Raw genomic sequence first — 13,789 nt, 5'->3', positions numbered from 1 at the left:
TCAATGCCCTCCGAGCAGTTCGGCTGCCGCCATGGCACAGCTTCTACCGGTGTCAGTGCCTGCACGACCGTGCAGCTCGAACCAGTCGCTGGTCAGCCCGCAACCGCAGTGCTGACCGGGATGTAATGTCGCCAGGTCACTCATCACCACCGCATGCGCAGGGCTGGACGAGATGTAGGGCGAGACGAAGCCCAAGAGCCCTTTCTGGCCGTAAGGCAAAACGGAAAAATCTGCAGGATTGCGCACGTACGCTTTCGAATAGACCGGCACGTGAAAATGATGGCGGGCACATTCTATGTAAGGCACGGGGTGCTCCACCGCGCCGTAGCCATCGCGACAGGACGCCGTTTCAATGCCCAATTGCTGGTGAATGCGGGCATACAGTGTTGATTTGGGGATTTGTCGTGCCGCCTGGGTTTTCCAGCCTCCACCGAAAAACACCAGCGACCGTGCCGGCAACTGGACATCGGCTACCCCTGTGTCGCGCATTCGTTCGAGGGCCTGCCACAAAAAAGCCGGAAAACCGAAAATTCGCACCGGCAGGCCTTCTTCGGCGAAGGACTGCAACGCGGCAATCACACCGAACACGTCGAACTCATGCCTGTCTCCGGTGAGGCGCAGTCCGTAAACCAGGCGATTGATGGGGGCAAAACGACAGAGAAACTGGTCGGTGTAGGAAGTCCCCAGGGTGATACGGCCTTCAGGTTCGTAGCTCAGCAGCAGGTAATTGCAGGGGGTATCTGGGGTATTCCAGTGGTAATGATCGAAAATGCGTTCGACCATGAACTGCGCGGCGGCCATGCTGCGCTTGTCATAGCGCAGACGGCTTTTCTTGCCGGTGGTGCCGGAAGAGGTGAGCTCGAGTGCATCCTTCCCGGTGCTGCTCGACAGCAGTCGTTGCTTGAAGAAGTTGGCAAAGATCGGAGGCAACAGCGACCAGTCCTTCATCTGCTCCAGGTCTTGTATGGCGAGACCGTTAGCGTTCAGCCAGCGTTCGTAGTCGGGGGTCTGTTGGCAATGAAACCGGCTGATTTCGGCCATGGCCTGGTCAAACAGACCGTCAGGTACTGAATCCGGGCAATAGGGGTGCGGTAACGCGCAAAGCGCGTCACTGAAAGGGAAAGAGGTCATCAATATTCCTTTATCGAGATTGAGTTCCGGGGGTGTCGGTACCCTTCAAGAACCCGTAGAGGAACGGCAGGCACAGCAGACCGCCAAAGGCTGCCCACAGCGCGAAGTGCTCAAGGCGATTGCCGCCGCCGTTAGCCGCAATGACAAGGCCGCCAGCGCCCATCACGGCAATCGAGAGCATGCCGATGGTGGCGCTGACCAGGCCTTTGCCGTCATCACTTGCAAACAGGGCCAAGCGAAAAAGTGCGGCGTTGCTGATGCCCAGCCCGACGCAGTACAGCGCCAGGCTGGCAACCACTGGCCCAGCGTCAGTGGTCAGCAATGCGCAGGCGATGAGCCCTGCAAGACCGGTGCAGAATGGCCACAGGGCAAGACGAATCAAGCTGGGCAGGGTGTGGTTGACGAGCAAGCGGGCCAATACCAGATTGCCGGCGATGACGCCCGAAAAGATCGGAATTTGCCACAGGCCATAGGCTCGCGGAGTCAGGCCCTGCAACTGAATCAGCAATAAAGGCGAGAGCCCGATCCAGGCAATCAATGGCAGGCTCATCAGGCCGAGTGCGAGGCTTGCGCAGAGGAATCGGCGATTGCTCAGCAGCGCCCCATAACGCTGGCACGTTTGCCGCCAACACAGAGCGGCTGGCGCCAATTGCTGGCCATCACGGCGCGCCACGCCCACTGTTTCCGGCATGCAGACGTACAGTCCGAGCCAGATACCGGCTGCCGCCAGACCCAGGCTATAGAACAGCTCTCTCCAGGTCAGCCATTCCAGCAACAGGCTGCCGAATAACGGCCCCAGCAACGGTGACAGCAGCGCGACGTTCCCGAGCAACGCCATCAGGCGCACGGCGTCGGCTTCGCAGAACACTTCTTGCAGGGCTGGATAGCTGACCGCCACGACGAAGCCCAGCCCCATGCCCTGGATCAGGCGCAGCAGGTTGAATGTTTCAATATGCCGCGTCGTGACGGCGGCGATGCAGGCGACACTGAACAGCGCGCACCCGCTCAAGAGCAAGCATCGACGCCCCAGTCGATCGGACAGCGGACCAATCAGCCATTGCAGGCAGACACCGCCGATCAGGTAGAGATTGAACGCGTTCGGAACGTGCCGTGTATCGGCTTCGAATTCATCTGTTATGGCCAGCATTGCCGGCATGATCATGTCACTGGCCAGATAGGTCAGCAGCTCGAACCCTGTTAGGGCCAGGCAGAAACCGATGAGTTTCGCGGGCCGGATATTGATTAGAGTTCTCTGCATGGGCGTCCTTGTTAGCAAGTCGAGAAAGCTTGCTGGAGACTAGGTGCAGAGGCTCAGAGAGCCTAACGGTTTGCTGCGACATTAGATTTCAAATGCTTGCAGCGTATTTAACCGGGTTGAACGGCGCCGTTGCGCAGAAACAGAAATGCCCGCGCAGAGGCGGGCATTGGGAGGAGGTGGATCGGCGGTCTATTCCTCGCCTCAGGCATTCAATGGCTGGGAGGCGGGGCGAACAATCCTGTTCTATCGATGTTGGTAATAGCCAGGGCCACCCAGGTAATAACGATGGTGATCGCCGTGCCAGCCGCCGTGGGGGAAGATGATGCAGCCACTCAGGGTCAGCAGGGCGAGAACGGGAATCAGCCAGGTGATTCGACGCAGCATTTCAAAAATCCTCATGGTTAAGCCGTCATGAAGCCAAAACTCTTCATCGGCTGTAACATGAGACCCCGTTTGTTGCAGCGCATCCCCGTGAAACGGTATGCGCATGGCATGCAAGCGGATACAAACCAGATACATTCAAACGTTTCAGGAACCCGCAATGACCCACAAGCAACGCTTGATTTATTCGATTGTGATCGCCGTGTCCGTGCTGCTGATCATGCTCGGCCTGTCCTGGCTGCAAAACGCGGGAATGATCACCGAGAAAATGTTCCAGTACATCGCCATCGGGGTTGCAGTGGTCGTGGTGATTATCAATGCCGTGCTGCGCCGCAAGGTCAAATCCTGACGGCAATCGCAGCAGGTTTTACTCGGTGAGAAGGGCCGCGGCCTGTGGATGCAGGCTGTAGCTCTTATCCGCATTGAACGTAATGACGCCTTCGGCGCACAGGCGCTTGAGGACTTCGCGCACACTGAGAAACGACAGCGGGATGTCCAGGTCCAGCAACTGGCTGTGCACACCGCGAACGCCCAGACGACGGTCGGTTTGTGCCGCGACCAGCAAGGCGTCGATGACTTTCAGGCGAATCAGGCTGGTGCGCAGACCAAAACTTTTCAGCAGCAACCGGATACGTTCGTTGCCGTGACGTTCCACGCGTTGTCCGAAATCGCTCGCGTGCGGGCTCATGGAAGCTCCTTGTGGCGCCTGGCTACCTTCCGTTGGTAGTTGCGAGTTGTACATGCGATTACTCCTTTTCAGGGCCTGATCGGCAAAGGTTTTTTTGCTCTCTCTAAACAAGACGTTTCAGCTCGACAAATCATGAAAGAAAAAATGTAGAAAATTCGTCGCCATTTCGTCTTTTCCACGTTTTCACGGCTCGAGAATGCCCTTTGTCGGGCTAAATTTTTTTCTCCGGTTTCGTTTCTTGGACAGGCTCATTGCGCGTGGACGCGTGGGTGTTTCCAGAGCGGATCCGCTGCCGTCCCATTCGCGTGGCAAGGTCAGATCCGCTCCTCGGTATTTCGATCAGGAGCGAGCGTGATTATTTCCAGGCAGTTAACACGGCTGACCCTTGCCAGTATGTTTTTCGGACTGAGTCTGTCGGCGCATGCCTTCAGTACGGCCTCTGAGGCCCATGCCGATATCCGCCGCACCGGTTTTGGTGTTCCGCACATCCGTGCAGAAAATGAGCGTGGCCTGGGTTTTGGCATCGGCTACGCCTACGCACAGGACAACCTTTGCCTGCTGGCCAATGAGATCGTTACGGTCAATGGCCAGCGTTCACGTTATTTCGGCCCCGATCAATTCACCGTCGAAGAGCGCGAGAATCGCGTCAGTGATGTGTTCTTCACATGGCTCAATACCCCTGAGGCCGTCCAGACGTTCTGGCAGGCGCAAACCGCTCAGGTGCGTGATCTGGTCGAGGGTTATGCCGCCGGCTACAACACTTATCTCGCCGAGCGTCGCCAGCAAGGCTTGCCGCAGCAGTGCCAGGGCGAATGGGTGCGCGATATCGCCCCAGAGGATCTGGTGAAGCTGACCCGGCGTCTGCTGGTGGAAGGTGGCGTTGGCCAGTTTGCCGAAGCCTTGGCGGGCGCCACGCCGCCGCAAGCCACCGCGCGCATCGAGCACGACAACCACGCTTACCAGTTGGCCGACGCGCGTCAGCAGCGTTTTGCCCTGGACCGTGGCAGCAACGCGGTGGCCGTGGGCAGCGAGCGCTCATTCAATGGCCGTGGCATGTTGTTGGCAAATCCGCATTTCCCGTGGGTGGGCGGCATGCGTTTTTATCAGATGCACCTGACCATCCCCGGCAAACTCGACGTCATGGGCGCCGCATTGCCCGGCTTGCCGATGATCAATATCGGCTTCAACCAGCATCTGGCGTGGACGCACACCGTCGACTCGTCCAAGCACTTCACGCTGTATCGCCTTCAGCTTGATCCGAAAGACCCGACACGCTATCTGCTGGACGGCCAATCGCTGCCGATGAGCAAGCAGACCGTGACGGTGCAGGTCAAACAGGCCGACGGCCAAGTGGTGCCGGTGGCGCGTGACGTCTATAGCTCGCAGTTCGGCCCGATTGTGCAATGGCCGGGCAAGCTCGACTGGGATAACCAGTTTGCTTACAGCCTGCGTGATGCCAATCTCGACAACGACCGCGTGCTGAAGCAGTGGTACGCGATGAATCAGGCCACCAGTCTTAAGGACTTGCAGGATTCGGTACACAAGATTCAGGGTATTCCCTGGGTCAATACCCTGGCCGTGGATGACCAGGGGCAGACGCTGTACATGAATCTGTCGGTGGTGCCGAATGTCAGCGTCGACAAGCTGGCCAAGTGCAGTGACCCGCGTGCCGGTTTGCAGATGATCGTGCTGGACGGCGCCAATAGCGCCTGCGCCTGGGACATTGATCCGCAAGCGGCGCAGAAGGGTATTTATGCAGCCAGTCAATTACCGCAATTGCTGCGTAAGGACTTTGTCCAGCACTCCAACGATTCCGCGTGGCTGGCCAACCCCGCGCAACCATTGACGGGTTTCTCGCCGCTGATCAGTCAACAAGGCCAACCGCTGGGATTACGCTCCCGGTTCGCCCTTGACCGGTTGGGTCAACTGAGCAAAAAAGGCTCGCTGGCGGTGCAGGACCTGCAACAAATGGTCATGGACGATCAGGTGTATCTGGCGACACTGGTGCTCCCGGATCTGCTGAAGTTTTGCGCGGCTGACCTGGGCGCCGACGCAGCGACATTGAAGCCTGTGTGCGCCAGCCTCAAAGCCTGGGATGGTCGGGCAAACCTCGATTCGGGCCTGGGCCTGGTGCATTTCCAGCACATCATGCAGGCGCTGCAGGAATCGCCGGATATCTGGAGTGTCGCCTTCGATCCGAACGATGCGCAACATACCCCGCGCGGTCTGGCGGTCAAGCAACCGGCCGTGGCACAGGCACTGCGCGAAGCGATGCTGGCCTCTGCCGAGTCGACCGGCAAAATGGGCCTCAAGGCGCAAACGCGCTGGGGTGATATCCAGGTGGTCAGCAGTGGTGGCCAACAGACGCCTATCCACGGCGGGCCGGGGACGTTAGGTATTTACAACGCGATTCAAAGTGTTCCGCGCGAGGATGGCAAGCTTGAGGTGGTCAGTGGCACCAGCTACCTGCAAGTCGTGACGTTCGACGAAAAAGGACCGCATGCGCAGGGGCTGTTGGCGTTCTCGCTGTCCAGTGATCCAGCGTCGAAATACTCGCGTGACCAGACCGAGGCCTTTTCGAAGAAGCAGTGGAGTGTGTTGCCGTTTACCGAGCAGCAGATCCAGGCTGACCCGCAGTATCAGGTGCAGACGGTCGGCGAGACCGTGGACAAGGCAGGGAAAGTCGCGGCGCAATAACTGGATTGTGTCTACAGCAAGACCCGAGGGCCACATTCCGTCAAAGGAGGTGGCCTTCAGTTTTTTACCGGTTTTTGCGGCAACGAGTTGATGACCGGGTTGCCTTCCTTGTTGCGTGTCAGATAGACCGGCAGCACTTTGGGCAGGGAGTTCACCAGATTGTGCAGCTCTTTGATGTTGTAGACGCCGCCAACCCGAATCGAGCCGGTACTGGTGTCGGCGAGCATCAACGGATTGTTCAGGTAACGGTTGATCAGCGGCAGCGCTTCATTGAGGGCCAGATTGTCCAGCACCAGTTTGCCGCTGCGCCAGGCCAACGCTGTGTCGTTGGCGTAGGTCTGGCTGATCTGCGGCATGTAATCACCGTGCCTGTAACGGGCCTGCATCGACGGCCCGAGGCGCAAGCCATCGCCCGGCAGTGTGGCATCGCTGGTCACCAATACCGAACCTTCAATCAGGTTCACCCGCACCTGATCTTCATACAACCAGACGTTGAACCGCGTACCGGTCACGCGAATCTGGCCTTCGCCTGCACGAACGATAAACGGGTGATTCAGGTCGTGGCTGACGGTGAAGAACGCTTCGCCTTTTTTCAGCGTGACGCGACGTTCATTCTTGTAGTTGCTGAAGGTCAGATCCGTATTGAGGTTCAGTTCAAGTTGGCTGCCGTCACTCAGGGTCACCTGACGCACCGCATCAGTGGCGGCGAAATGCTGATAGCTGTTGGGCAACCAGCCGAGATTCCAGCCGGTGTACGCCGCCAGTGGCAGCGCAAGCACACAGACACCGGCAGCTACCGCATATTGACGCCATGGACGGGAACGCTGGCTGCCTGGCAGCACGACAGGCGCAGGTTCCGGGCGCGGCAGATGCTCGGCAACGTCCCAGATTTCCAGCATGGCCTCATACTCGAACGCATGCAGGGGGTGAGCGGCATGCCATTGTTCGAATGCGCGACGCTCTTCGTCCGTGCAGTCGGCGGCGTGCAGACGCATGCACCAATGCGCGGCGGCATCAGTGATCGCATCGTATTCGGCTTCCGATAGAGTGTCTTGGGTCATTGACTCGTCCTGATTTCGCACATTCTAACCTTGAGGGGAAGTTGCCGAGAACATCAGTCATGGCAATTAACCATCAAAGTGGAACTTATTTTTCGCTCTGACGCCCAAAAAGCAGGACGCCACTGACTACTATCCATAAATGGAGTGAAAAAATGATCAAAAGAACCTTCGCCGCCGTGATTGCCACTGCCACGTTGCTCAGTGCGGGTGCTGCATGGGCGGACAAGCCAGGTGCTGGCTGGATTACCATTGAAAAAGCCATCGAAACCGTCAAGACCAAGGCCGGTTACGTTGAAGTCTATGAAATCGAAGCCGACAACAATGGCTACTGGAAGGGCGAAGGGCGCAAGGCTGATGGCGTGGTCTACGAATTTCGCATCGATGGCGCTTCCGGCAATATCTTGAGGGATCAGAAGGACTGATCCGCGCTTCAAACCAACCAGCACATGCGCAGGCCAGGCCTGCGCATTTTTTTTGCCTGGGCTACGGCGAACCAGCCGGCACCGGATCGAGCTGCCTGCCCATCTCGCAAATCAGAAAGGCAATCGAATCGGCATTGCGCAAGATCGTCTCAATTCGCGGATAAGGCGTCTGTTGATCGAGGAATGCGTCGCGTGCCGCCGCCAGTGTGGGGCTCAGTGTCGCGTCGAGAATTTCCTTGCTGACATTGGACATTTCCGCGATCTGATCGAACCCGATCCACGACTGACGCTTGTCGCTCCAGCGGGAAAACAACTCTTGTCGCGGGGTCGCCAGAGACAGCGCCTCACGCTGGAAGGTCTGCTGGGAGTTTTTCATCGCCGCGCCCTGGCCGGTAATCGTTTCAATCAGATCGGTAAACGGTCGTCGGGCTTCCAGCGAGGCAATGTCGACGGCATTGCAACGTTGATGAGCGAATTCATGGATCAGAATGGACGCCTGGGCATGCCCGTCGACATTGAAAGGTTCGGTCAGCGAAGACTTGTACCAATCCAGTTGTTGGGCGAAAAATTTCTCGGTGAAATGCACCTTGCGATGCTCGTCATCATCGAGCACAAACGCGATCAGGTTGGCCTCGGGATATTTGTTCGAGCCGATGATGAAACGATCGGTGTTCATCAGATCTTCCGCAGGATCCACCAGCGCCGTACAGACGGGGACGATCGCGTTTTTCACTTTGCCGAGAAGCGTGCTGTCGACGGTGTTTACATCAAAAAACGACTTGAGGAAACGATCCAGACGCGTTCCGGGAAGGTCCCTTTTCAACTGCGCCAGATTGTGCAGGCTGTTGAACGCATAGTAGCGGGCCATATCGACGGCCTGGACCAACATGCGCTCCTTGTCCGGGTGTTTGGCGCGAATATCCTCCATACCGTGTGCTTCGATGTTCAGCACCAGTCGGCGTTCGCGGTCGGTCGCATACCGGTTGTACATTTTCGACATGGCCTTGCCGTAGTGGATGGTGTGCCGGTCCGGGTCCAGCACCAGTTGCGTGGCAGTTTTATGCAAACTGGGACCATAGGTACGGTCGTTAACCATTCGCCACACAACACCTGGTTTGTCGACACGGTAAACCTTGCCGGCAATGGCCGCGTAGGTGCGTCTGTCGTGGGTATTGAGGTAAGTCGCGCTTTCGGCGTCATGGCGCAGTTCGGACAATGCGACGGCTGTGGACTCGAACGATTGCAACTCGGTGCGTGACGGTGCCGTCGGATTTATCTGGGCGCGATGGACGGGCGCTGGAGAGATTTGCCGGGGCTGCGACGCGCTCTCCGCAGCGGTTTCAGCGGATTCCTCCATCGATAGACGACCCATGCTGATCATTTGCAGAGCACCGGCGATAAACGCCTTCAGCGCGCGTTTCCAGTGATGATCCTGCAAGGCTTCGGCGGAGTCCTTGAAGTCTTTGTAGCTTTGCCAGAGAAATGAAACGTAGGCGAGTTTGCCCGGCAACAGGCCGGAGATCAGTTTGATGCCATCGCTGAAGAGGTTTTTGGCCGCCTCCCAATCCGCTTGGGCAGTACGTTGCACTTGACTGGCGAGCAGGTGCGGCAAGAGGGCGATGTTGTCCTGGTACAAACGGGACAGGAAATGGTTGTCGACGGCATTGACCGATAACGTCATTTCGCTGGCTTCGCCGACGCTCGACGCTAATAAACCGCGCAACGATGCTTGCTGATGTTCGGGCGAGCGTCGAATCAGCAAATCCTGCAGTGAGCCCGGCGTATTCAGCGCGCTGATCAGATCGGTCTCGCTGGCGAATTCGCGAAACGCCTCCTCGGCATAGGGTGTGTAGAGCACGGTTGGGCCAGGTCGCGATGAGTCGATCACGTACATTGCCAGTGTTTCCACCGGTGCAGCGCCGGGCGTCTTGATCAGTGCCAGCGGCGATACGCGCGCATGAGCGCCCTCGACGCTGGCGCGTGCCTTGCCATCCGGCATGTCCAACACCTGGCTGATCAGGTCGTAGGCCTGCTCGGACAAGCGCTGTTGCAGTTTCAATGCGTGGGCATGTTGCAGCAGTTGCCAGGGAACTTGTCGTAAGAAACGCTGCTTGCGGACAGCGGCCTGTGGGGTGTTTTGCGAAAGCGTGTCAGTCACCGTCTTGGCGTAGACAGTCGGGATGGCGAGGGACAAGAGCATCTGGCGGACAGCCTGTTGATCCAGGCCGGCCGGTAATGCCTGCGAGGTGCTTGAAGCCACTTTGAAGCCAGTGCCCTGGGCGATGTTGACGTGGTTCAAGGCGAATTCGACCAGGTTGCGTGCCGGCCCGACGAGCGCCAGATCAGGAGTGATTTCGATCTGTAGCGGGTCCAGATGACGCCCGGCAAATCGAGCTTCCAGCAACGATTGCAGCGTCTCGCGTACATAGCGGGTCAGGGGGGCAATACCGTGCAGGTAGTCCTTGTCATCGATAACGCTGTTGCGCCATTGCTCCAGCAGTTCGAGGTGGCGTTGTTGCTCGGCAAGCGGCGCCATGCCCAGCCATGCCGGAAGTAATTGTTGTTGCCGGATGGCCTGGGCAAGGTCGGTGGCCCGCTGCAGATTGGTTTCGAGCAGATTGTTTCTCAGAGCAGACAGTGCCTGAGTCATTTGTGCATGATCCGGCAGGCGCTTGCGCAGTTGTTCGGCACGAGCGAGATAGAGCTCGATCGCCGATTGCATGCAGGCATCCAGTACATTGCCTTCGATCAACTGCAACGGCCCTAACGAGTATCGGCGGTGGAGCATTTGTGGATAGGCGCGCAGGTTCTCCAGCAACGCCAGTCGTTGAACGCTGTCCTGAAGTCGCTGGTTCAATGCTTTTCGAGCACTGACAATGCTGTCGAATGCCTGAAGTCCCAGCGCAGGTGTCCACAGCATCACCCGGCCGGAGTGCTCCGTATCGAGTCCGCCGCGCTCAGTCAGAAGAACACACTGATCGAGAGGCAATGGGTTGTTCTCCCCGGACACGTTCACCGTCAGGGACCAGGCGTCCGGGCGAAAACCGTTGAGGGAACGTCGATCCTTGCGTGTCGGCTGGTCAGCATTGAACACCGCATCGACAATTGCCCGCTGGGGGCGCTGCAGCGTGCCGTGGATGACCCTGAGTTCTGCTTCGCCACGCACACCCACGAACAGTGCATGCGCCAGCCTTGGTTTCATGTTCTCCAGATAGGCCCGCTGATCAGTCGCGGGCGATAACGGTTGGGCAGCGAATTCGGCGGCCAGAAGGGATTTGACGTCGTCGAACGATTTGATCGCAATCGTGGTTTTGTCGGCCAGTACCTGCGAGGGTTGCTGATGTCCGAGCAGTATCGGGCGGGTACTCCAGCGTTCGAAACTGTCGAGCGTCAGCAACTGCTCGTGGAGCATCGTGCGGATATCCAGCGCCTTGTCGCATAGGGCATGTGCGTCCACGGCACCATCGCTGTGGCGAAACACCTGCAACGCGTAGTCGACGTTACGCCGTTGTTTGGTCAGGATGAATTCAAACAATACTTTGAAAATCTCGCCGGAAATGACTTCGCCCGTTACCTGCGGGTGATCGAGACCGATGAAACGGTTGCGTTCCTCAAGATTCAACAGCCCGTACAGTTCGTCCTCGTGACCGGCACGCTTGAACTTGCTCAGCAGGGTTTGCTTGAGATCCGAGTAATCCCTGAGTACTTGCAGGCCGTGGGTCGGTGTGTACAGGTAGGCGTTGGTGTGGCTGATCATCAACGAGCCTGCCAGTTCGACGTAGTTGGCCTGGTACTCCCACATGCGCACGGTCTCGATGGTGGGCAGACGAGAGACTGTCGGCAGCGGTTCTATCATGGCGTGCAAGGTCGTGAACTGTGCAGCATCAATGATATTGGTTTCTCGTTTGAGCAACAGGTCGGCGCGGGCCTGATCTTCAAGTGCCTGCGCAAAAAAAACGCGACGCGTGGAACCCTCTGCGCAAGGCGACTGCCAGTACATTTCAAGGCGCTCGAACAGCAGCACGGTCAATTTACCTGCAGCGCTGATAACGGCATTCTCCCACTGCGCCTGATCTGCCAGCGCCGGCGGTTGCGCCGGATTGGAATACTCGTGCAGTGAGCCTTGCGGCCATTTTCCGTGTCGGTAATACATCAGCACGGCGTCGCTCAAACTCAGGACGTCGAGCCAGTGTCGGGTCATACCGAGATCAGGACTGAGGTAAAAACTGACGCGCGTGTGACGCTGTTGCACCCCGGGGAATGCGTCCCGGAGCAACCCTTGCAGGACGTGCTCGATCATTGAAGCGAGGGAGGGGAGTTGCTGCAGTTCAGCCAGCATCGCTTGCGCGTTTACCTGCTGGGCTTGAGTGATGCCCGTGCGCTGGTCGTCGAATATATCGTCGCCGATGCTTTGAAAACTGATCTGAAGGTCATCGGCTTCCAGCAGCTGTCGGCGTTGACTGATCGGCAGGAACGCCAATAAACGTTCAGCGGTGCCCGGCGTATCGAGGTGTTTTTTCAGCTGTTCCTTGAGGTCGGTGCGGCTGTGGTGCTTTTTGATACCTTCATAAGGTGTGTAGAGAATCTCGCCGCCGTCATCCGGGGTCGCACCGAGGGTAAAACAGCCGACCAATGGCACGGCGGGCAGGCCTGTGACGCTGAGCAGGATGCGCTGCGCCAGCATCGGCGGGATCTGCCGGCTACGCAGCGTCTGGGTGGCCAGTTGGGTGTGGGCCAGCCAGTCGAATTCCCTGCGGGACAAGCCATGCGTTCGCCCAAGCTCATTCCAGAGACCGGGCGATTTCAGGGCTTCGGGAAACAGTAACGGAGAAACAGCTGCAGACATGATCGAGTCTCGACGGGGCGCGTTGCAGCGCCGATAGATTGAGGCTCTAGGTTATGAGTCACAGGGACTTTGCAGGTGGTACATAGTTACCGCACGCAGCCGGGCGCAATGTGCCAATCTGTGACGCCGTTGCCCCGGCCCGCCGTGTTCGAGGGTTGACACGTTGCCTTGGCGGCGTGATTAATCGGTTCGCGAGTTCGTACGCTGTTGTTCCCTCCAATAATTAATCTGGAGCTTCAGATGTCTGCGCCATCCGATCCTGTGTCGTCTGCTGTCTCATCAACGCTGTCGCTGGCGGCGTTGACGCAACTGCTTGAAACGATTTTTCTGCGCCACGGTACCTCCGCCGCCGTCGCCCGATCGCTGGCCGCCAATTGCGCGGGTGCCGAACGTGACGGTGCTCACAGCCATGGCGTGTTCCGCATTCCCGGTTATGTGTCGACCCTCAACAGCGGCTGGGTCAACGGGCAGGCAGTGCCGCAGGTCGAAGATGTCGCCTCGGGGTTTGTGCGGGTCGACGCTGCCAACGGCTTTGCCCAGCCAGCACTGGAGGCGGCACGGCCATTGTTGGTGGAAAAGGCCCGCAGTGCCGGCATCGCGGTTCTGGCCATTCGCAACTCGCATCATTTCGCCGCGCTGTGGCCGGACGTTGAACCTTTCGCCGAAGAAGGTCTGGTGGCCCTGAGTGTGGTCAACAGCATGACCTGCGTGGTGCCGCATGGCGCCGACCGGCCGCTGTTCGGCACCAATCCGATCGCTTTCGCCGCGCCACGTGCGGGGGCTGCGCCGATTGTCTTCGATCTGGCTACGAGCGCCATTGCCCATGGCGATGTGCAGATTGCCGCGCGAAAAGGTGAGCGTTTGCCGGTCGGGATGGGCGTCGACAGCCTTGGTCAGCCGACGCAGGACCCGAAAGCGATTCTGGAGGGCGGTGCGTTGCTGCCGTTCGGCGGTCACAAGGGCTCGGCCCTGTCGATGATGGTTGAGTTGTTGGCGGCGGCGCTGACGGGGGGCAATTTCTCTTTCGAATTCGACTGGAACAATCATCCCGGCGCGAAAACCCCGTGGACCGGTCAATTGCTGATCGTGATCGATCCGAGCAAAGCCGCCGGGCAGAGTTTTGCCGAGCGCAGTCATGAACTGGTGCGGCAGATGCACGGCGTCGGGCTCAAGCGCCTGCCGGGTGATCGTCGACATTTGCAGCGGGAAAAATCTCTGGAGCGAGGGATTGTGCTGGAGGCGCAGACCCTGGAACAACTTCAGCACCTGGCAGGATTTTAAGCGATTCACTCGGGTGAAAATGGC

General features: G+C 58.4%; 10 protein-coding genes. 4 read left to right on the top strand and 6 right to left on the bottom strand.

Translation table 11 applies throughout. From position 1 onward, the window contains the following. From ACQ4MY_RS04505 to ACQ4MY_RS04495, 3 genes are all read right to left on the bottom strand, one after another. The gene (locus ACQ4MY_RS04505) at positions 1 to 1,131 is read right to left on the bottom strand and encodes a LuxE/PaaK family acyltransferase (RefSeq protein WP_440093982.1); all 1,131 of its coding nucleotides are present in this window, start codon (positions 1,129 to 1,131) and stop codon (positions 1 to 3) included. Positions 1,132 to 1,141: 10 nt separating this feature from the next. Beyond that, positions 1,142 to 2,389: an MFS transporter gene (locus tag ACQ4MY_RS04500; protein ID WP_440093981.1), complete on the bottom strand. Its 1,248-nt coding sequence runs from the start codon at positions 2,387 to 2,389 to the stop codon at positions 1,142 to 1,144. 243 nt (positions 2,390 to 2,632) lie between these two features. Beyond that, positions 2,633 to 2,773: a hypothetical protein gene (locus ACQ4MY_RS04495; RefSeq protein ID WP_440093979.1), complete on the bottom strand. Its 141-nt coding sequence runs from the start codon at positions 2,771 to 2,773 to the stop codon at positions 2,633 to 2,635. A gap of 157 nt (positions 2,774 to 2,930) precedes the next feature. Here ACQ4MY_RS04495 and ACQ4MY_RS04490 point away from each other — a divergent pair, with 157 nt between their 5' ends. Beyond that, on the top strand, positions 2,931 to 3,119 hold the full coding sequence (locus ACQ4MY_RS04490; RefSeq protein WP_008077621.1) for a hypothetical protein: 189 nt from the start codon (positions 2,931 to 2,933) through the stop codon (positions 3,117 to 3,119). Between the two features lie 18 nt (positions 3,120 to 3,137). Here ACQ4MY_RS04490 and ACQ4MY_RS04485 read toward each other — a convergent pair whose 3' ends face one another. Next, positions 3,138 to 3,512: a fe2+ zn2+ uptake regulation protein gene (locus ACQ4MY_RS04485; RefSeq protein WP_045122940.1), complete on the bottom strand. Its 375-nt coding sequence runs from the start codon at positions 3,510 to 3,512 to the stop codon at positions 3,138 to 3,140. A 297-nt stretch (positions 3,513 to 3,809) separates the two neighbouring features. Here ACQ4MY_RS04485 and pvdQ point away from each other — a divergent pair, with 297 nt between their 5' ends. Then, a complete protein-coding gene (gene pvdQ / locus ACQ4MY_RS04480) occupies positions 3,810 to 6,155 on the top strand; it encodes a bifunctional acylase PvdQ (RefSeq protein ID WP_440093977.1) in 2,346 nt (781 codons plus the stop codon). Between the two features lie 56 nt (positions 6,156 to 6,211). Here pvdQ and ACQ4MY_RS04475 read toward each other — a convergent pair whose 3' ends face one another. Beyond that, positions 6,212 to 7,216, bottom strand: coding sequence for a FecR family protein (locus ACQ4MY_RS04475; protein WP_440093975.1), 1,005 nt, complete (start codon positions 7,214 to 7,216; stop codon positions 6,212 to 6,214). Between the two features lie 152 nt (positions 7,217 to 7,368). Here ACQ4MY_RS04475 and ACQ4MY_RS04470 point away from each other — a divergent pair, with 152 nt between their 5' ends. Continuing rightward, on the top strand, positions 7,369 to 7,638 hold the full coding sequence (locus tag ACQ4MY_RS04470; RefSeq protein WP_008077864.1) for a PepSY domain-containing protein: 270 nt from the start codon (positions 7,369 to 7,371) through the stop codon (positions 7,636 to 7,638). A gap of 61 nt (positions 7,639 to 7,699) precedes the next feature. On the opposite strand, the gene ACQ4MY_RS04465 is transcribed toward ACQ4MY_RS04470, so the two are convergent. Further along, positions 7,700 to 12,484: a dermonecrotic toxin domain-containing protein gene (locus ACQ4MY_RS04465; RefSeq protein ID WP_440093973.1), complete on the bottom strand. Its 4,785-nt coding sequence runs from the start codon at positions 12,482 to 12,484 to the stop codon at positions 7,700 to 7,702. 240 nt (positions 12,485 to 12,724) lie between these two features. Here ACQ4MY_RS04465 and ACQ4MY_RS04460 point away from each other — a divergent pair, with 240 nt between their 5' ends. Continuing rightward, positions 12,725 to 13,765 carry an Ldh family oxidoreductase gene (locus ACQ4MY_RS04460; protein WP_440093972.1) on the top strand — a complete coding sequence of 347 codons (1,041 nt, stop codon included), beginning with the start codon at positions 12,725 to 12,727 and terminating at the stop codon, positions 13,763 to 13,765. The last annotated feature ends 24 nt before the right edge of the window (positions 13,766 to 13,789 follow it).

The organism is Pseudomonas sp. SM4 (assembly GCF_051913165.1).
In the GTDB taxonomy this organism is placed as follows: Bacteria; Pseudomonadota; Gammaproteobacteria; order Pseudomonadales; family Pseudomonadaceae; genus Aquipseudomonas.
The sequence above is the reverse complement of the archived record's forward strand: the minus strand, read 5'-3'. Positions and strand labels throughout refer to the sequence as shown.